We start from the raw sequence: 21,202 nt of genomic DNA, 5'->3' as shown, positions 1-21,202 counted from the left end.
ATATCAGGGGTCGATAAAACTCATACATTAGCAAACGATATTTAAATAAGGTGCGATTCTACATCATTGCTCCATAGATGTCTCAAATAAAGAGCAATTCATTGACGTTATTCATAAAGTTATGGAGCTCTTTTGTAATCCTAATAAGTTGATGCTCCTCACAAAACAGCTTAATCTTAAGTTCATCCTCTTGTATGGAAATAGCGATCTCCGTAGATAATCTCTCCGTCTTATTACGGTACATCTCCTTAATGCCAGTTAGCTCATCCTTCATCTCAGAAGATTGGGAATCATAGTGACCCAAATAGTTAAAGATCGGAATTGTTATTGTTTCGGAGCTGTAGATATCTTTTAAAGCACGCCTCACCTTTTTAAACTTGTTCTTCGGTTCTTCATGGGACAGCAATGCGGTAAAATGAATATTTTTCTCATTTGCAAAACGAATCAGATCTTTTATTTCTTCAAAAGCAATATGTTGATCCCTGGATGAGCTTAAAGGCAGAATATCAATAAACGCACCGATTGTATGGTGATAATTATGTGACCCATATTTTCTTCCTGTATGCATAAGTGCAAACGGTACCCTCTCAAGCTCAAAAGCAACCTCTGCCGTTTTCAAAAACACCTTCAAGGAAAAATCCCACGGCCTATCTTGTACAGACTCGCGAATTTCTTCTGTCAACGGAATGGCGATCGTTGTATTTATCAATGATGCTTCCTTATATTTTTTAAAATATTGACTGAAGCTGTCCTGGAATTCGTTTAGTTTAAACCTCTCCATCAGTTCCTTTTCCGTAACTCCTTGAGGCCCTTTCAACTGTTCTTGTACATAATGCTCATATTGCAGGTTGTGTTGTCCTCTTAGTTCCCCATTGTTCGCATAGGCTTGACGTATACTGGCTTGGATGATTTCGGAGCTCATCGCATCAAAGATTAGATGGTTACATGGCATGTAAACCTTATAGTGACGATCAGACAATTTGATCATGATCATATGATACAGCAATTTGTTATAAAGCTTTGTACGTTCTACCTGTTCTCCATAAAGCTGATGGATGTAAGCCAGAGCATTTTCTTTCAGTGCTTCGCTTGCATGCTCCAAGTTCAAATACGGAATTTCAATGCCTTGAACTACACCATACGCTCGGATCATAGGTTGATCATCGGATGCAATTAGAACACTTCTCAATACACTTTGTTCGTTAATGACACACTCCATGCTCTTTTTCAGCAGTTGCACATTGACCTTATGGTTAAAGTCCACGATTGTCCCGCTATACATTTGATTGGCATCCAGAATGATTTTCTGCATCGCTGATAGTGGATAAACCCTCGTACTCTCGTTATTACTTATAATCGCACGCTCAAATCCTTTGAGTTGGTCAGTTAAAGTTTGCTTCCATTGCGTGAAGTTGAGGGAAGCAAGCTCCTTGCTATCAAGAACTTCTTCCTCGAAATCCATTCCTTTGCTCGCCCAGCTTTTATAGATGTTGCGTATATTTTCATAATAGAAAATATCTTTGATGGATATATCGATATCTGCCTTTTTTAACTCTTTGTATATTTTTGCAATTCGTAGCGAATCTGCACCTACTTCGAATAAATTGTCCTTCACGCCCAGTTGCTGCAATCCTAATACATTTTTGCAAATGTTGATCATGAGACTCTCGATCTCATTTTCGGCTTCCTCATAATGAGCCGCCGTCTTAATGATGCCCTCTAGTTTAGGCAGTCGCTTTCGATCAACTTTACCATTCAAAGTAAACGGTAATGATTCCATTCTCACGAAGTATGCGGGAATCATATAAAAAGGCAATTTCTTGCCCAACGATTCCCGTAACGTATGGACGGCAATCTCCTTCTCCGCTACGTAATAGGCACAAAGATACTTCGCACCGTCCACTTCCTTATCAAAGATCGCAACCTGAGACACCTCTGGAATCTGTAACAGATTCTGTTCGATCTCGCCTATTTCAATTCGATATCCTCTAACTTTGACCTGATGGTCGATTCTTCCCCTATATTCGATGTTCCCATCAGGTAGCCATTTCGCTACATCTCCTGTTCTGTAGAGAATCTCTCCTGGCTGATAAGGATTATTTATAAATTTTACTTTCGTCAGCTCCTCATTGTTCAGGTATCCTCTTGCTACACCCACACCTGCAATGCACAGTTCACCGGCTACACCCGTTGGCACCAGTTTATTATGATTATCCAGTATCCATACTCGATGATTTTTAATAGGCGTTCCGATCGATATTTTCGCATGATTCTCCTGGGACAGCCTGCATGCGGTTGTACATACGGTATCTTCCGTCGGACCATATGCGTTGATAACCTCTACGTTTCCAAGCAGGTGTGCGATTTGTTCAACTTTCAGTTCACTTCCTGCGGTAATCACCCGCTTCAATCCATTCAATGCCTCGACATTTGCCGCTACAAATGGGGGTATGGTTATCGTTGTAATCTCGTGCATTCTCATATATTCGTTGAACAAATCAGCATTGAGCAGTACTTCTCTATCCGGTATACAAAGTGTATTGCCAAGCAATAACGCCATACACAGTTCCCATGAGAACGCATCAAATGCGACACTTGCAAATTGCAGGATATGTTCATCGTTACCAATTCCCAGATCACGTTCAAACCAATGCTTCAAGTTGATGACACCTTTATGCTCCACCATAACCCCTTTAGGCTTTCCAGTCGTTCCCGAGGTATAGATTACGTAGGCCAAATCATTCGCACTGTTGATATTATCGATTTGTTCAACAGAACTCGCATACAGTCTCTCTTTTTCTAAATCAATAACTTCATTGATCTCAAGTGTTCTCATTTGCGTAAGGGTATGGGTGGAAAGCATAATTGCTGCTTTACTATCTTCTAACATATAATTGATTCGATCTTCAGGATAATTCGCGTCAATAGGAAGATAAGCTGCGCCTGCCTTTAAAATGGCAAGTATGCCGATGACCATATCGATGGAGCGATCAATCATGATGGGTACAATGGAATCCACACTTATGCCTTTATCCCTGAGTAGCTTGGCCAACGCATTTGCTCTCTGATTTAGTTCCCCGTAGCTTAGGGTATCCTCACCGCATCGTACTGCGGCTTTCTCCGGGTTTCTCATAACTTGATCTTCAAAGAGACCGTGAATTGTACCCTCTGTTGGAACATCCATATAGGTGTCATTAAAACCATCCAACACCTTGTTTCTCTCGTCAGCTCCAACAATCTCAATCTCATCAATGCTTATATTTGGATTGGCAATGACCTGATTTAAAATATGGGAGAAGTGACCTTTGATTTTGTTGACTTCCTCTTCTTCATAAACCCCATCATTGTAAGTGAATTTGACAAGCAGTTCGTCTCCGGGAATGACTTTGATATTGAAGCTGTAGTTCGTTTCCTCAAATATTCGGGCCGACCGAATGTGGAGATTCACCTGATCCTGGATATCCTTAGGAATCATATCTTGATCGATCGGATAATTTTCAAAGACCATCAGCCCGTTGATGAGACCAGTACCAACCTCAGTAAGGTTTTGAACTTCAGCGATCGAACAGTATTGATAAGGCTCGCAATCATGGAAATCCGTCGTTATTTTCTGCAGCACTTCGCTATATCTTTTCTCTTGAGTTGTATTCACTCGCAATGGAATGGTGTTGATAAACAAGCCAACCATTTCATCAATGCCGTTTATTTGAGTCGTCCTGCCTGATACAATAAATCCGAACACGACATCATCCACATGATTGTATCTTTGAAGCTGAATCGCCCATACACTCTGGAAGATCGTATTAATCGTTACGTTATTTTGTTTCGCTACATTTTCGATTTGTTTGGTAATGTCTTGATCAAGGCTAAGAATGACCTCTTGCGGCTTTCCTTCGGTTACTGCCGCTTTTTTAAACGGAATATCGATTGCAGTGTCATATCCTTTCAAATACGCCGACCAATAGTGCAATGCTGACGTCTTATCCTGCGTACCTATCCACTTGATATATGCCTCGTAAGGCTTTACTTGCTTGGTCTCCACCTTGGAATTTTGCAAGAGACGATGATAGATGTCGAACAGCTCACTGCTTACCAATCCAAATGACCATCCATCCAAAATAATATGGTGATTGCTTAAAATCAAACTATACTCCCGCTCGTTCATCCTCACTACAAAAAGTCTAATGAGGATATCTTTCGATAAATCAAACCCTCTTTTCCGATCCTCCAAAACAAGCTGCTCGATATACGCTTCCTTTTCAATCCCCAGGTCTCTAATATCAAGGTACGTAAATTCAGCTTCTCTGGATTTGTAAACGATCTGCATGTTTTCTTTAAAACTGCTGCTGTCAAAATTCGTGCGAAAGACGTCATGGCGGGCGATGAGTTCCCTAAAGCTCTGGTTAAATAATTCCTTGTTTAGTTCACCGATCACTCTAAGCTCCATATTGACATGATAATATTCGCCTTTATCCGCCATCGAATGGAATAGAAGCCCCTCCTGCATCGGGGTAAGCGGGTAGATTCGTTTCACATTTTCGATTTGCTCGATGTTCTGAGTAATTTCGTCCCAAGATATGTGCTCATCGGTAAGATCCGAAGCGGTTATTTCTACATGATCCTGGGATATGCAATGATCAATGATCCAAGTAAGGCTATCCATATAGCGCTGTAACAATCTTTCAATCGTATCATCGTTAAACTCTTCCCTGATATAGCTCAAGGTCAGACGAAATTGTTTATGGAGCACCATAGCTGACATGTTCAGAGGATACAATCTGCTACTCTCTTTACTCACTGAATCTCCAGGAGAAATATCTGATAATATAAAGCTCGCACTTGATATATTCTCGTCGAACTGCCCCAAATAGTTAAAGCTGATGTCCGGTTTACGCATTGCCTTCCATTCAAATGGGGACAAATATTTCAAAATTCCATAACCTATCCCTTTATGAGGGATTCGTCTCAAGGTATCCTTTGTATCTTTAATTACGTCCGCTACATGATCTTTGGCGCGCAGAACCACCGGATACTGACTGGTGAACCAGCCAACTGTCCTTGTAATGTCCACCTCATCAATAATTTGTTCTCTTCCGTGCGATTCCAGATTAATGAGAATTCGATCGGTTTGGTTGAAGTCTGCTATCGTGTAGGTCAAGGCCGACAGAAGGATATCATTGATTTCCGTTGAATAGGCCTTATTTACTTTGGTTAATAATTTTTCGGTATAGGCCTTATCCAGTTCGATTGTCTTTTGTATGATCTTAGCGTTATCAATATTGGAGGGGTCATAATCCTTGTAAAGTTCTTTCAATTCCCATTCGCTGAGACTGTTCCAGTAATTGCGTTCATTTTGCAATGCATATCCGCTAGCATATTGTTTTTGCTTGGAAGCCCATTCTTGGAAGGAGGTCGTTTTTAAAGGCAGTTTCTGTTCTGGTTCGTTATAAAGCAAGTCAAAATCCTCTATTATGATTCTCCATGACACAGCATCGACTACCATATGATGAATGGCTATAAGCAAGTAGTCGCCCTTGTCCGTTTTAAACAGCCCTATTTTCACAAGTGGGCCCTTCGCTAAGTTCATGCTTGCTTGGAGTTCGGTGCATAAGCTTGTTATATAGTCATCCGCAATAGGTTTACCCCTGAGCTCATAAATATGAAAATCATACAATTTATTGGTTACTTCTCTGTTTATAAATGTATGGTCGACATATACGGCTCTTAACAGATCATGATGCTGCACAATTTGATCAAAAGCTCGTTCGATTCGGTCTACTCTAAAGCCTTCCTGTCGGAACAACATCAGATCCTGATTGAAATGATCCTGATTGAGATGTTCTTGCTCTAAAAACCATTTGTGAATCGGTGTCAGCTCGATCTCGCCTGATACCTCACTCTGATCGACGGCTTTCTTCGTATCCTTGATATGAACGATTAAGTCTTTCATTCTAGGGTTATTCATTAAGTCTTTAATCTCAAACGTATAGCCTCTATTGTTCATTTGAGAGATCGCTTGAATCGCTTTAATAGAATCTCCGCCCAGGGCGAAAAACTCGTCATTACGACCAACATTCTTTACACCTAATACCTTTTCCCACACCTGTGCAATTGATTTTTCCATGTCATTTCGGGGCGCTACATATTCTACTCCTGAATCAACTTCACCATCTGGTTCCGGCAGCGCCTTACGGTCTACTTTCCCGTTAGGGGTTAACGGCAACCGATCCATTTGTACGAAGTGCGATGGAATCATGTAGCTCGGCAGCGATGCAGCTACATGATCACGCAGCGCCGAAACAGATAATGCCGTCTCGCTGACGAAATACGCACACAAGTACGCCTGTCTGTCTTCTCCTGTCCGTGCCACTACGATTGCATCCTGGATCTCCTCATACAGCATCAAACGCTGGGCGATTTCGCTTGGCTCGATGCGGAAGCCTCGAATTTTGACCTGTTCATCGATCCGGCCCAAGTATTCTATATTCCCATCAGGCAGCCATCGGGCCAAGTCTCCCGTCTTATACATCCGTGTACCCGCTTCAAACGGGTTCGGAACAAATTTTGCTTCGGTTAATTCTGCATTGTTCAAATACCCCTGGGCTAGCCCGTCTCCGGCAACGCATAGTTCGCCCGCTACCCCAATAGGCTGTAAATAGTTATGACGATCGACGATGTATGCTTTTGAATTGCTGATCGCTTTTCCAATCGGGATAGATCTGTCGAACTCTTCCTTAATGACATAATAGGTCGAGAAGGTTGTATTTTCTGTTGGGCCATATCCATTAATCAGCTTCAGGCTCTGATGAGCCTTTCTTACTTGATTGACATGCTCCCAAGACAGTGCATCTCCACCCACCACTAAGTTTTTCAGCCCTGCAAAAATCGTCACGTCCTGTTGAACCAATTGGTTCAACAATGGCGAGGTCAGCCACATCGTTGTAATTTGGTTATTCCTTATTTCCTGCCCTAATCGTTCTGCATGTAAGAGGATATGCTCGTCAACTAAGACCAAGCCGCTTCCGTTCAGCAAGGCCCCCCAGATCTCAAATGTAGATGCATCAAAAACCATTGCCCCCGTTTGTAAAATCCGGTCGCCTTCCGCAAACTCAATGTAGTTTGTGTTTTTGACAAGCCGCACAACACTTCTATGCTCAACGATAACCCCTTTTGGTTTTCCTGTGGAGCCAGAGGTATACATGACATAGGCCAAATCAGAGGGGCTGTTCACTTGCTGCGGATTGCTGCAGCTTGCAGCCGACAGCTCTTCAGCGATTTGATCTATAAGCACGATGTCGATATGGCTATCGATATGATGTCGCAACATCTCTCCGTGATTGGATGGAGCCAGAAGAATTCCCGTATTGGAATCTGCAAGCAGGGTATTCATTCGTTTTGCCGGATATTTCCGATCAAGAGGCAAATAAGCGCCGCCCGCCTTCAGGATACCTACAATGCCGATGACCATCTCCACCGAACGTTCTCCTATAATCCCAATCAAGACATTTCTTCCTACGCCCTTTTGTCTTAAACGATGGGCCAGACGATTTGCTCTCTCATTGAGCTCTTGATACGTAACCTGTTCATCCTGGCAGCGTAATGCGATTTGCTGCGGCACCCTGTCTGCTTGCTCTTCAAGCAGCTGAACGATCGTTTTATCCTTCGGATAATGGCTGTGCGTCTGATTGAACACATTGAGAATTTGCTGCTTCTCGCTGTCCTCGATAATTTCGACTTCCTTAACGCGCATCTGTATGTTTTCCAAAATCTGATCAACAACAGCATTAAACGCACCAATGATCTTTGAAATCCCCGCTTCAAACAAGGCGTTCTCATTATAGATGAAATTGAATGTCAACTTGTCGTCTTGAGTCACAACTAGCGTTAGGTTATAATTCGATCCTTCAATAAGCTGATGAGGCAATACAAACACGGAATTCAGTATTTTTAAATCATTGTTTTTCAAAATTTCTTCGTTTAATTGCTTCTCATCAATCGGGTAATTCTCAAATACAAGGAGGCTGCTAATCAAATCGCTTTTCATTTCACTCTGATTTTGAATTTCAGCGAGGCTTACATAATCATGCTTGCCGTTTTGCAGTGTATTGCTGCTTATGCGCTTCACCAAATCTTGATATCGCAAGTTGTCTGTAAAGCGCACACGAAGCGGGATTGTATTAATAAACAGTCCTGGAATCACTTCCACGCCTTCGATTTCCGCATTTCTGCCTGACACGACATAACCATATACAATGTCATCCGAATTGTTGTATTTGCTAAGGAGAATCGCCCATATGCTTTGAACGATTGTATTTACTGTTACTCTACTCTCCTGGGCAAGGCGTACGATGTGTGACGTTTTTTCTTTGTCCCAAACCAGTGCCTTCTCTTTCAGCATAACTTCATTTGTTTTATTCTCTTTTTCAAAAGGCATCTTTGTGACTTCTTTGCATGCTTGCAAGTAATCCTTCCAGTACGCTTTTGACTCAACGATATCTTTGTTTTTCAACCAGTCGATATAAGCAGAATACGGCACTGCCTCGTTCAGATTCGCCTTTAGGCCATGCTTTAATTCATTATAAATTTGAAATAATTCGATGAGAATTAAGCTGTTGCACCAGCCGTCCATCAGAATATGATGCAGATGAAAGATCATGCTGTATCTTTTCTCCTGCATTCGAACAAGCACAATACGCAGCAGCATATCCTTGCTTAAATCAAAGCGTCTTGTTCGATATTGCTTGATTAATTGTTCCAAATAGGCTTCATGATCATCGCCACGATTCGTAATATCCATATACTCAACCGCTGCGCTTCGCTTTTTATAAACCACCTGCATATTTTGCTTGAATGAGGAATAGTCAAACGTCGTTCTTAAAATATCATGCCGGTCGATAACAAGGTTAAAAGCCCGATCGAGCATTTCCAAATCGATTTGCCCTTCAACCTGAAAACAAGACAATTTAATGTACGTATCCTGTTCATCCGACAAAGCATGATAAAGCATACCCTCTTGCATAGGCGCAAGAGGGTAGATGTTCTTAATATTGTGAAGCTCATCCTTGTATACATGCAATTCTGCCATTGTGATGTCTTCTAGCGTAGTATCGGTTACGGTGATTTCTGCTTCCTGTTTGGCTGAACAATGATCGATTAGACGGATCAAGTGATCTTGATACACGCTCAGCAGCTTTTCGACAGTTCCTGGATAAAACTCATCCTGTCTATAGGTAATCGAGATCATTATTTGGTCGGCAATGAGTATGACTTCCATATCCAACGAATGGATGCTTGCAAGATAACTGGAGGAGTGGTCATTGAAACCATGATTTATGATCTCAAATCCATTTTCTCTTGCAGCTTGATCGCTTCTTCCTACATATTTGAAGCTAATTTCAGGCGTTACATCGTGAAAGTCTTCACTGGATAGGTACTTGAAGACCCCATAGAACCTTCCCTGATTGGGAATCTTCCGCAGCATGTCTTTCGTATGCTTGATTGTATCACCGAGATCATCGTAAGCTTTAAGCACAACCGGAAATTGTGAACTGAAGCATCCTACCGTTCTGCTCACATCCATAGCGTGGAACAATCCATCTCTCTCCTGGCTTATTAAGCTAATCAGCGTGTTCGCTTCTCTTGTCCAATCACGGATTGTCAGGGCTAAGGCGGCTAGTAAAATGTCAAGAAAATCCGTGCGATAGGCTTTGTTGAGCCTTTCCAGCAAATCACCGGTAACTTGTACACCAAGCTCTTGAACTTGTTTGTTCAACTCCATGCAAGTTTACCTCTTTCCCTTGGCAATTTTTTGAGGTTCGTCTCATGTAAGCTTTTCCAATATTCAGCCTGACTTTTTACACGGTAAGAGTTTGCAGATTCATGAAGTTTTTCTGACCAATCCTTGAAGGATGTCGTTTTCTTGGCAAAAGCGATGCTTAATCCTTCTTCCGCCTGTATATAGCCATTCGAGAAATCTTCGAGCAGGATACGCCAAGACATCTCATCAATGACAAGACCATGAATGGCAATGAATAACTTATCTCCCGCACTCGTCCTGAACAAGCCTAGTCTAACTAACGGGCCTTTTTCGAGCTCCATGCTGCTTTGAATCTCCTTGCATGTTCCGATAACTTCTTGATCCGATATGCTCTCATATACATGCAAGTCATACAGGTTTTTACCGGTATCTCGAATGACTTGCATGACATTGCCGTTATCATTCTTGTACACCATTCGCAATGCATCATGATGGATGAGCAGTTGATCAAAAACCTTTTTTACAATGTCAGCCTGGAGGCCGGCTTCCCTGTGCAGCATTTTAGTTTGGCACCAATGATGTTGATCTGTATGTTTTTGTTCAAAAAACCATTTCTGAATCGGAGTTAACTTTACTTTCCCTGCTGAGGATTCCTCACTATGCTTGATACGCTGCTGCTCAATCCAGTTTACTAGCTGCTTGATCGTGGGGTTTTTGTATAAATGATCAACTTCGAAAATGTAGCCTTTGGCTCTAGCTCGAGATATTAGTTGGATAGCTTTAATCGAATCCCCACCCTTTTGGAAGAAGTCATCGTTGAAGCCGATTGAATTTGAGCCCAAAGTCACTTTCCAGATCGTTGCTATCTCCTCTTCGATCTCATTGCACGGAGCCTCATTGCTTACAACAGCACCGACTCGTCCTGAGAGCACCGGCAATGCATCACGAGCAGGCCTTCCATCCGATGTATGCTTTCCCGCTTCTTCTTGTCCGAATTTCCCAATATCCTTGAGCGTAAGGCCAGAGTTATCGTTATGATCGTTATGGGTGATGAACTCTAAAATACGGCTATAGTCTTGCCCCCATCTCGCGACCGTCTCTTCTTTAAATAGACATGTTTTATAAGTCATACCCATGTGAAAGACGCCATTTTCCTCAAGAATTTCAATGACAAAATCAAAATCGGAGAATTTCGTTTTATACGCATAAGGTGTAATTTCTACATTATCGATCGCGAGTACTCTTTCATCCGTTTTTTCATAGACAAACCTTACATTAATGAAGCCTTCCCTGCTGTTTTTCGCTTTTTTCATGTAACTTGCCAAAAAGTTGAACGGATAGTACATGTGGGAATAGGCTTCTAAACAATTTTGTTTGACTTCCTTTAAAAACGCTGTGAACGTCTTCTCATCCGACAGATTGTTTTTCAATACGATGGTGTTGGTGAACATACCAATGCTGTCATGAAACGAACCATCTGCTCGGTTGGTCACAGGGGTGCCTATGCATATTTCTTCATTTCCGGTTAATTTTTTCAGTAAAAGAGTAAACGCTGCAGCCAGCAACATAAATAAAGAGCATTGATGGCGGGCAGACACTGATTTCAAATCACGAACCAATTCTGAGCCAAGTTTCATATGGACGGTATTGGCCGCAAAATCCGAATCTGCAGGGGCTGGATAATCGGCTGGGAGCTTCAGGACGCTAATATCTCTGGATAATTTGGTAAGCCAGTATTGTTCACCGTGCTTACACTCGTTCGACGCCAAATACTGCGTTTCCCACTCAACAAAATCTCTATATTGTTTATTCACAGGCAAAAGACGCTCATTCGCATATAAGCGCATAAATTCCTGCACAAAGATGCTCATCGAGATTCCGTCTGCTATCGTATGATGAAAGTTGAAAATCAACGTACCTTCATAAGCTCCTTCATCAATCAAGATGACCTTGAACAAAGGAGCTTCCGCTAGGTCAAACGGTGTAACGAATTGTTCGATGAGATCATCCAGTTCCTCTTGGAAGCCCTTTTTAACAACCTCAATTTTAAAATCCACTTGTTCAAGAATCTCTTGCTTAAACTCCCCGTCTTCAACAAATAGGCGTGTTCGCAAGCTTTCATGACGACTCACGATTTCATTGAGTACGGTCTCGGATTGATGACGATCCAGTGCACCTCTCACCTTTAAGACGGTCACCATATTGTAGGGGTCGTCTTTGCCGATGGAGCTCAGTGTGAATAAACGCTGCTGGATAATTGACATAGGAAGTATGGATTGCTGAAATTCCTTTTGAGAGGATTGAATTTGAATCTCTCGATTTTCGTGTTGGCTCCATGGAGAGTCGCCAAAATATCCGGCTTGGCGCATCTCTTCAATAGTCATTTTTATCGCTTCAAATAGATAATCGATATCCGCATCCGAGTGTTCGGTTGAGAAGAAGCAATTCCGACCTTCCCAGACGTATACACCCTTCTCCAGCAAACCAAAGAAAAAGATTTCGAAATCTCCTCGAAACACAAATCGGAATAAGGAACCAAAATTCACTACTTTTATAGGGACATGTTGATTTTCGAAATAGGTGTTGACTCGATGCACAAAATCATTGGTTTTCTTATTCAGCCTGTCATAAAGCGTATCCTTATTTTCCGTTATATAGGTTAATGTAGCGTGAGCCGCGGCCATGGCCAACGGATGATGCGAAAAGGTTCCAGCCACAAAGGTTCTCTTTTGCTCACAAGGCGGAACTGACGTATCGCCAAAGCTCCACATGCCTCCATCAATACAGTCCATAAACGCTGACTTGCCAGATACAACCCCGATAGGCATTCCGCCGCCAATGACCTTTCCATAGGTTACGATATCAGCTTTGATGCCAAAATACGCTTGGGCTCCTCCTGGATCAATTCGAAAGCCGGTAATAATCTCGTCGAATATAAGCGCTATCCCGTTATCCTCCGTGATTTGCCTTAACTTCTGAAGAAATTCCTTGGGCTGAACATCAGGTCTTCGGCTTTGAACCGTTTCTACTAAGACACCAGCTATCTCATTCGCGTGATTCCTGATATATTCCAAGGAAGCTGCTTGATTGTAATTCAACATGACTAAATCACTAACTACGCTGTCCATAATACCTGGTGCCAATGGGATCGTTGTCAGGCTTCCATCCTCTCCAATCGAGGACAATCCAAGCAAGCCATCATAAGTGCCGTGATAGGAGCCCGCAAAAGTAACGATTTTCTTCTTTCCCGTGCTGGCACGCGCAATTCGTACAGCGACCATATTGGCTTCTGTACCCGAGTTATAGAAAGCTACCCTCTCGACACCTGTTAAATGGCTGATTTGTTCTGCAACCGTCCCGGCCAGCCTGCCCATTGGACCTAGAGGCATTCCTCTGCGGAGCTCCTCCGTCAATGCTTCATTGATAAAGCTCGGGTTATGTCCAAGCAAGTTAACGCCAAAGCCCATCGTTACATCAATAATGCTATTTCCATCAATATCGCGAAGCTTCGATCCCTGTCCGGCGTCAGCCACAATCTGATAAATCATTTCCTTCATGACCGGCCTGAATCCCGCTACATTTCGATTATTTGCATATACTTTTCTGAATCTTTGGATGTTCTCTTTTGATTTTGGAGTGAAGCTTGTATACTTTTTCTCTATATTTCGAATATAGGTAAGCTGCAAATCATTGAAATTTTCACTATCAATTAAATCAAGTTTTTTGTAGGGGACATAGTGGCTTTTGGTGTCCACCGCCACCGGAGCAGACTTTGGGCTGCTCACAGTGACCTCGTTCTGCTTCAAGCTTGGCAGCTTGTTGTCTGCCGGCTGCATCTGTCCGGGATTTGTTGGATTTGTCAGATTCTTTAGAACAGCCAGCTGCTCCGACATAATTTGCATCTGCGTAGTAAAGATACTCTGCAAGGCGTCCACACCATTGAACGAACCTAACGAGTAACTCTGTTCCTTGCCTACAGCCTCCAAGCTATTCATCTGCTCTTCAGCTTGAATCTCACTCACCGGCTCGCCGGACACACGCTCAGCAACCGTTACGCTCTCGTCGTCATCCTCGGCCCAATCGGTATGTTTGCTAATATGCTCGGTTATCTTTTCAACGGTATCCAGGTTGATAAAAAACTCATTTAAAGTAATCGAGAGATTAAACTTATTCGAAATCTGTTTATTGAGCTGAATGAGTACTAAAGAATCAAAGCCAAGCGTAAGCAGGTTGAGATCATCCTCGATTTCTTCGATCTTTAGCCCTGTTAAAATGATGATCATTTCTTTTAATTCTGATTTGATTTTTTCTTTTGGGTTAGGCCGCAAGTTATTCCCGCGACTTAGAGGCTTTTGTGGAATCTGCGGAGTCTGCACATACTGTGAAGTTTGAGGCACTGCTTTTATGTCCTTGGCTGTTCCCGTTACTTGCATGGGGACACTGTCGTTGCGCTTCATTCTCCTTCCCTCGCGCCAAAGCTCCTTCTTTTGAAATGGATAATTGGGGAGCTTAACTTTACTTTTCGCATAAGATTTATAGAATGTGTTCCAATCCAAATCCATTCCATTCCTAAACAGAGCTGAGACAGAGAGAAAGAATTGCGCATAATCCTCTGCTTCTCTTCTCATGGAAGGCAAAAACAAGATATCATCATCATGCAGGCATTGGCTGGCTAATCCACTTAAGGTTGCATCCCCACCGATTTCAATAAAGATATCGACGCCAAGTCGCTTTGCTTCTTGAACTGCACGCTGGAAATCAACCGGTTTTGATAGATGCTCTACCCAATACTTGCTTGTGCCCAGCATCTCTTCATTTTCCAATCTTCCTGTAATGCTGGATATCATCGGTATCTGTAAGCTTGAGAATGTAATATCTCCGATGCCCTTCTCATACATGCCTTCATATTCCTTCATTAACATGGAGTGATAGGGATGAGGAATATTGAGCTTATTATAAAAGACTCTGTGCTTGGCCTGTAACGTTTCAATCACGAGATCTACCTCATCATTTCGGCCCGAGATCGTAACATTGTCAGGAGCATTAATCGCAGCGATTGTTACATGTTTGCATCCGCTCTCCTCCAATGCAGCTCGCACGTATTCCACATTTGTAAGGATGACGACCATCTTGCCTTCGACATCAATCGATTCCATCATTTTTCCACGCTGCGCAATCATTAGAATCACATCATCTAGGCTAAGCAATCCTGCATAGCAGGCTGCTGTATACTCACCTATGCTGTGACCAATGATGACGTCAGGCTTAACACCTAACGTACCCCACAGCTTCGTTAAGGCATACTCAACCGAGAATATGGCCGCCTGTGAATATAGCGGTCTACTGAGCAGGGTCGGGTCTTCCCCATAGATTCCATCAAGTATGGATAGGCCAAGTATGGAGTTAAACTTCTCATTGCACACATTCATCGTTTCTTTAAACGTACTGGACAATGTATAAAACTCTCTTGCAATCGCTTCATAGATGGAGCCCTGTCCTGTAAATAAAAAGGCAATTTTCTTGTCTTTGGCCGTGCTCTTTTGGATAAGAAGCTCATGGTCGATGTCGCCGCTTAGCACCAGTTCCATTCTATCTACTAATTCTTCTTTGCTTTTCCCGACTGCCGCAAATCTGTAGTTTAAAAATGATCGGCTAATATTGGTCGTATACGCAATATCTCCAACAGAGTCTGTATTCTTTATCAGATGCTCCTTCATCATACTCACATATTCTTTTAGCGCCTTTTCACTCTTGGCTGACAAGGTTAACAGGTGTGCCGGCAATTCATCCAACTGCTCATCCTTGCTCTGCGGCAGAGGGGGCTCCTCAAGAATAACATGCGCCAAGGTGCCGCTAAACCCAAAAGAACTAATACCAGCTCTTCTGACTCCTTCAGGCTTATGCCAAGCCATGAGTTCGTCTGCGATCTTAACTTTTCCCCACGAAATGTTCTTATTGGGGTTTTTATAGTAGATGTTCGGCAAGATTTTCTTATGCTCGATTGACATAATAACTTTAATTAACGAGGCCATTCCAGACGCGGCTTCTAAATGCCCTATATTCGGTTTGGCAGATCCGATCAGGAGAGGAGCCTTTTTATTCTTAAAAACCTCCGATAACGACTGGATTTCGATCAAGTCGCCTAGCGGCGTTCCCGCTCCATGCGTTTCAATATAATCGATATCATCGATCGTTAACTTGGCATTTTGCAGCGCCTGTTTCATTACGCCCTGTTGAGACAGCCCGTTAGGAGCCGTAAAGCCGTTGGACTTGCCATCTTGTCCAATCACTACATTTTTGATCAGGGCCACAACTTCATTTCCTGCTTGTTTAGCGTCTTTGCATCTTTTAAGTATGATGACGCCACAGCCCTCGCCTCTTCCAAAACCATCTGCCTTATGATCAAATGCTCTGCATTTTCCATCCTTAGATAAACCGCTGAATTTGGAAAGTCCGATAAATGGCTCTGGTGTAAGCAATAGATTAGAGCCCCCGACAATAGCCATGTCGCACTGATTATTCCGCAAGCTGTCTACGGCCATATTCAAAGCTGAAATGGAAGAAGAGCAAGCGGTATCACAGATGATGGCCGGCCCTTTGAAGTCATAGAAATACGACAATCTACCAGCTGCGGAACTGAGTGAGACTCCGGCCGTAGAGTATGCCGTAATATCGGAAGCATCGCCTGAATACAATTCGGCGTTGGCATATTCGTAGGCGCTTATTCCAATAAACACACCAGTCCTGCTCCCCTTAAGCTCCTCTATATTCAAAGCTGAATTCTCTAGTGCCTCCCAGCTAACCTCCAATAAAAGCCGGTGCTGAGGGTCTATAGAAGCAGCTTCTAGGGCAGATAAGCCGAAATGAATATTATCAAAATCTTTTATGTTATCCCGCAAAAATGAGGCGTTTTTTGTGATCATTTTCCCTTCATCTTCAGGATTGTCGCTGTAATAGGTACGATAGTCAAATCGATCCGGTTTGATTTCTGTAACAGAATCCATCCTGTTAGCCATTACATGCCAATATCCTTCAGGATTCCAAGCATCACCTGGAAAACGACATGAATAGCCGATTACAGCAATTTCTTCGCTGCTCTTCTGATCTTGGATGATCATGGACAGCTCTTCTATTTTAGCTGCAGCTTTTTTGAGAGCTGATTTATATTTATCAATCTCTTGCTCCATACAGTCACTTCCTTTTCCTCTAAAGTGATCTACTGATTACGCGCCAATTTTTTGTTGTTCCGGATTGAATTGAATAAAAGATTTAAATGATTTCAAGAAAAATAAAGGGATGAACAAGACGGTCATTGCCATAAAGCCAGAAAATACAATGGATTTAATCGGGAAAAACTCACCTAGAAGGCCGCCAATAAACATGGCCAACGGTGCAAGTCCCATTGTAAGCGTTCCCTTTATAGAGGACACCTTGCCCCTCATTTCCTGGATAACTGTTAATTGAACGGTCGATTCAATCAAGACATTGACAAGTGCATTGAATATACCGCCGATAAATAACAAGATAGCCATGACGACAAAGTTGTTCATCATGATCGCGGTCGAAAAAACGATCCCCGCTAATAGCCCTGAAACCGTAAGAACCATACTTCTGTTATCGGGCTTAATCCGAATTACGGATGTAAAAACCATCCCCGCGAGCATACCTAGCGTAAAAATAGCCATCGCAATGCCGTATCTTACTTCCCCCAAACTCTCGGAATTTTTAAACATCGGTGCAAGCAATACAATACTTATCGTTGCAAAAAAGTTTAAAAACCCCGCCAAAACAATTAAGTCTCTAAGTCCTTTCATCTTCCAGATGTACGAAAATCCGTCCTTCATATCCTGCCACAAATTATATTGTTGATCCTGACTCGTTGACTTTGGAATTTTCATAAAAAAGGTGAGGACAAATGAAATTATATAAGATATGCCATTGCACAAGAATAGAATTGGCGGTCCTACGAGATGATACAACACCCCGCCAGATGAGGGCCCAATGATTTGAGAAATTGCACGCAACATGCTTACATTGGCACTTGCCTGTACAATCTGAGATGTGGGGACGATATCTGGAATCGTTGAAGTAACTGCGGGATTGAAAAACGCCGCACATCCGCCAAGAATAATCCCCGCAACAAAAGCCATCCAAATTTCAAGAAATCCAAAGATAGCTGCAATCCCTACAAAAAGAATACATACTCCTCGAATGAAATCCATTAATATAATCATTTTCCTTCTATCTGTGCGATCTACAATTACACCGGCAAAAGGAGATATGAGGACTTTAGGCAGCAATGATGTCGCGAGCAACGCCCCCATCAGTCCTGGTGAGCCTGTTTCGTAGAGTATCCAAAAGGTTAAGGCGATTTCATAGATCGAGTCGCCTAAAGTGGAAACCAGTTGACCTTGCCAGAGCAAAAAGAAATTCATCGACCATAACCGCTTTTTAGGTTCGCTTGTATTCTCCATTTTTCCTCCAGTCGAGAGCTAAAACAAAAGAATCGCGCTCAGTTTGAAGATTTGACAACCCACTCTTCCACCGAACACGACTCCCTTGTCCAACACCTATTTAATTAAGCTTTCACGAGGCTGCCTTCGTACTTCGGATACGTATAAAAGCCTTGTCCCGTTTTCCTTCCGTGTGTTCCTGCTTCCACCATTTTACGAAGAAGCGGGCAGCAACGAAATTTTGAATCCTGATAGCTCTCGTATAATATATCGAGGGAATGTACAACGGTATCCAATCCTATCAAATCGGCAGTTTCAAGCGGTCCCATTTTATGTCCAAAGCACTTCTTGAATACATCGTCCACATCCTTCGGCTTTGCAACCTGATCCTGAACAACGAATGCAGCCTCGTTCATCATCAGATGTGAAATCCGGTTGGATACAAAGCCAGGCAGGTCATTGACAATAATAGCTTCTTTATTCAGCGTTGCGAGAAGATGAACGGTAGCATCAATGGTTTCATCCGAAGTATGGTAGCCCTTGATAACCTCGACCACTGGTTTCATAATTACTGGATTCATATAATGGGAGCCGATGACCTTCGTCGGCCTGTTCGTGAGTGAAGCGACTTTGGTAATGGAAATACAAGAAGTGTTGACTGCAAAAATACAATGTTCGGGGCAAATTCGATCAAGCGTTAGATATACGTCTCTTTTTATCTCCCATTTCTCCGGCACATTTTCGATGACATAATCCGCATCCTTTAATAAGTCATAATTAACCGTAAAACAGATTCGATTCAGAATGAGTTCTGGCTTCTCCACCTTGAAATCTTTGTTGTACAAGCCTTGAAAACGAATATTGCTGGCAATTTGCTCTTTTGCTTTTGCAAGAATGTCTTCTGAAATATCAACGAGGATCACGTCGTACCCAGCTGCTGCAAAATGATGTGCAACGCCTGTTCCCATAACGCCTGCACCAATGACTCCAATCATCTTCATGTTCATCCCAGTCCTTTCCCTTTGTTCAATGCATCAAACAAGAGAGAATCATTTTGCTATTATTGGCCTACTGCAGCACTTTTGCTCGTGACGAACGTAGTAATCGCCTGGATGGATCTGAAGTTGTTCAAATTCAAATCACTGTTTTCGATTTCGATGCCAAACTCCTTTTCAATAAACATCACCAGTTGCATGGCAAAAAGAGAATTGACATCTCCAATTGCAAAAATATCATCAGTATCCTGCAATTCTTTCTTTTTGATGAAATTACTCAAAAAAACTCTTGTTCGGTTTTTGATTTCTTCCATTTTGATTACACCTCAACTTCATTGTATTTTTACTTACATGGCATTTTTTAATCGCATAAATTTCTTATACGTTAAAAATTCAGCATCCAGACTGATGATCCTCGATATTTTCATAAGTGAATCATCCAAGCTAATTTCAACAAAACTGTCGATTCCCCATTCGCCTAGCTTCAAAATGGAGGCATTCCAATTCATAGAACTTGCCATATTTTTGATAAGTTCATTCTTTAATTCAGCAGCATCTTGGATGACAGTCTGAGTAAACACGGACAAAATCGGTATTTCACCATCACAAATGGGAATCTCCTCGACAAGATTCACGAACATGTCAATGCCTCTTGCTGCGTAAGGCGAATGGAACGCATAAGGCGAATGGATGGCTGAAGCCTTTATAGCCCCAGATTGTTCAGCGAGTTCCAAAACTCGTTCAACGCTTGCCTTGATTCCTGACACAACCAGACATGTCTCATTATTTTCGCTGGCGATATACACATCATCTTCCGTTGTACCATTGGCAATGAGGTCACGAACCTCCTGGTGCGTCTTTCCCACGATAACCCCCATGCTGCATGGAATAGCAAAGCTTTTGGGATACTCGTATATCGTTCGAAGCATTCGCAACCCATCACCAAACGAAATCGATTTTCCACAGGCCATAGCCGTGATTAGGCCCATACTGTAACCAAGCATCATCGCTGGCCTTATCCCTGAATTCCTATATTGCTGGTACACAACATAATCGCACGTATAAATCACAATCCAATCATAAAACGTCTTGTCATTTCCCGTATGTTCCCTATCATGCGATTGAAAAAGATAGGAATACAAATCAAGCCCAATTTCCGCTTTCACAGTGGAGCAGTATGTCTTGAGGGTATTACGCTGTTCTTCATCAAACCTATCCAAAAAATCCCGATAGTCCGCTCCAACACCCTGAAAAAGAAAGGCATGCTTTTTACTCGTTAACTTGTCCATGTCCATCCTCATTTTTCTGGCAATAACTCGCCTTCAAAAATATCTATGATTTTATCTACATGATCATTGATAAAAAAATGACTTCCTATAAAATAATAAAACTTGGTTTTTTTGTCGCATAAATCATTCCATGTTATCGCTTGTCTGCCATCAATCGTATCTTCTAATCCATGAAACACGGAAATCTCGCATTTTATTTTTTCCGCTTTTTCCTTAAACTCATAGTTTTCCATGATCCTGATGTCATTTTTTAATACCGGCAAATAGAATCTCATTAATTCCTTACTCTGTGACAGCTCCTCATGAATGCCGCCAAGCTCAATTATTTTTACAATAAATTCATCATCAGGCATAGTGGAGCTGACATACATGTTATTCTTCACAATGGGAGACTGTCTTCCTGAGAAAAAAATATGCGCGGGCTTCCGTTGTCCTTCCGCTATCACTTTATAGTAAAGCTCATAGGCCAACAGCGTTCCCATACTATGCCCGTAGACCGCATAGTCTTCAACCTGAATTTTATCCTTTATCCATGAATAAATATCATCGACAGCCTCTGTCATATCCACATAAAAGCCCTCTCCGAGTCTCTCGCCCCTTCCCTTTATCTCAATCGCTTCGATTTCTAAGGAGCGATTAGCGAATTTACTCCAGTTCGAGTACGCACGCTTGGAGCCGCCTGCAAACGGCAAACAAAATAATTTCATT

General features: G+C 42.3%; 7 protein-coding genes. All 7 read right to left on the bottom strand.

The genetic code is table 11. The features are described from left to right. Positions 1–82: 82 nt before the first annotated feature. Entirely contained in the window at positions 83–9,778 is a 9,696-nt protein-coding gene (locus NO352_RS10260) for a non-ribosomal peptide synthetase (protein ID WP_289355558.1), read from the bottom strand. Beyond that, positions 9,769–16,944 carry a type I polyketide synthase gene (locus NO352_RS10255; RefSeq protein WP_289355557.1) on the bottom strand — a complete coding sequence of 2,392 codons (7,176 nt, stop codon included), beginning with the start codon at positions 16,942–16,944 and terminating at the stop codon, positions 9,769–9,771. Before NO352_RS10255 ends, NO352_RS10260 begins: the two co-directional genes overlap by 10 nt. Before the next feature lie 36 nt (positions 16,945–16,980). Beyond that, entirely contained in the window at positions 16,981–18,231 is a 1,251-nt protein-coding gene (locus tag NO352_RS10250; protein WP_289355556.1) for an MFS transporter, read from the bottom strand. A 104-nt stretch (positions 18,232–18,335) separates the two neighbouring features. After that, entirely contained in the window at positions 18,336–19,217 is an 882-nt protein-coding gene (locus NO352_RS10245) for a 3-hydroxyacyl-CoA dehydrogenase family protein (protein ID WP_412102528.1), read from the bottom strand. Positions 19,218–19,270: 53 nt separating this feature from the next. Next, positions 19,271–19,519: an acyl carrier protein gene (locus tag NO352_RS10240; protein ID WP_163977540.1), complete on the bottom strand. Its 249-nt coding sequence runs from the start codon at positions 19,517–19,519 to the stop codon at positions 19,271–19,273. Positions 19,520–19,552: 33 nt separating this feature from the next. Next, a complete protein-coding gene (locus tag NO352_RS10235; protein WP_289355555.1) occupies positions 19,553–20,494 on the bottom strand; it encodes an ACP S-malonyltransferase in 942 nt (313 codons plus the stop codon). A gap of 8 nt (positions 20,495–20,502) precedes the next feature. Continuing rightward, positions 20,503–21,201, bottom strand: coding sequence for a thioesterase II family protein (locus NO352_RS10230; RefSeq protein ID WP_289355554.1), 699 nt, complete (start codon positions 21,199–21,201; stop codon positions 20,503–20,505). Position 21,202: the final 1 nt, after the last annotated feature.

Origin of the sequence: Paenibacillus sp. S-12 (assembly GCF_030363895.1) — a bacterium.
GTDB classification, from domain to species: domain Bacteria; phylum Bacillota; class Bacilli; order Paenibacillales; family Paenibacillaceae; genus Paenibacillus_B; species Paenibacillus_B alvei.
Note: the sequence above shows the minus strand (reverse complement) of the source record. Positions and strands in the feature narration are given on the sequence as shown.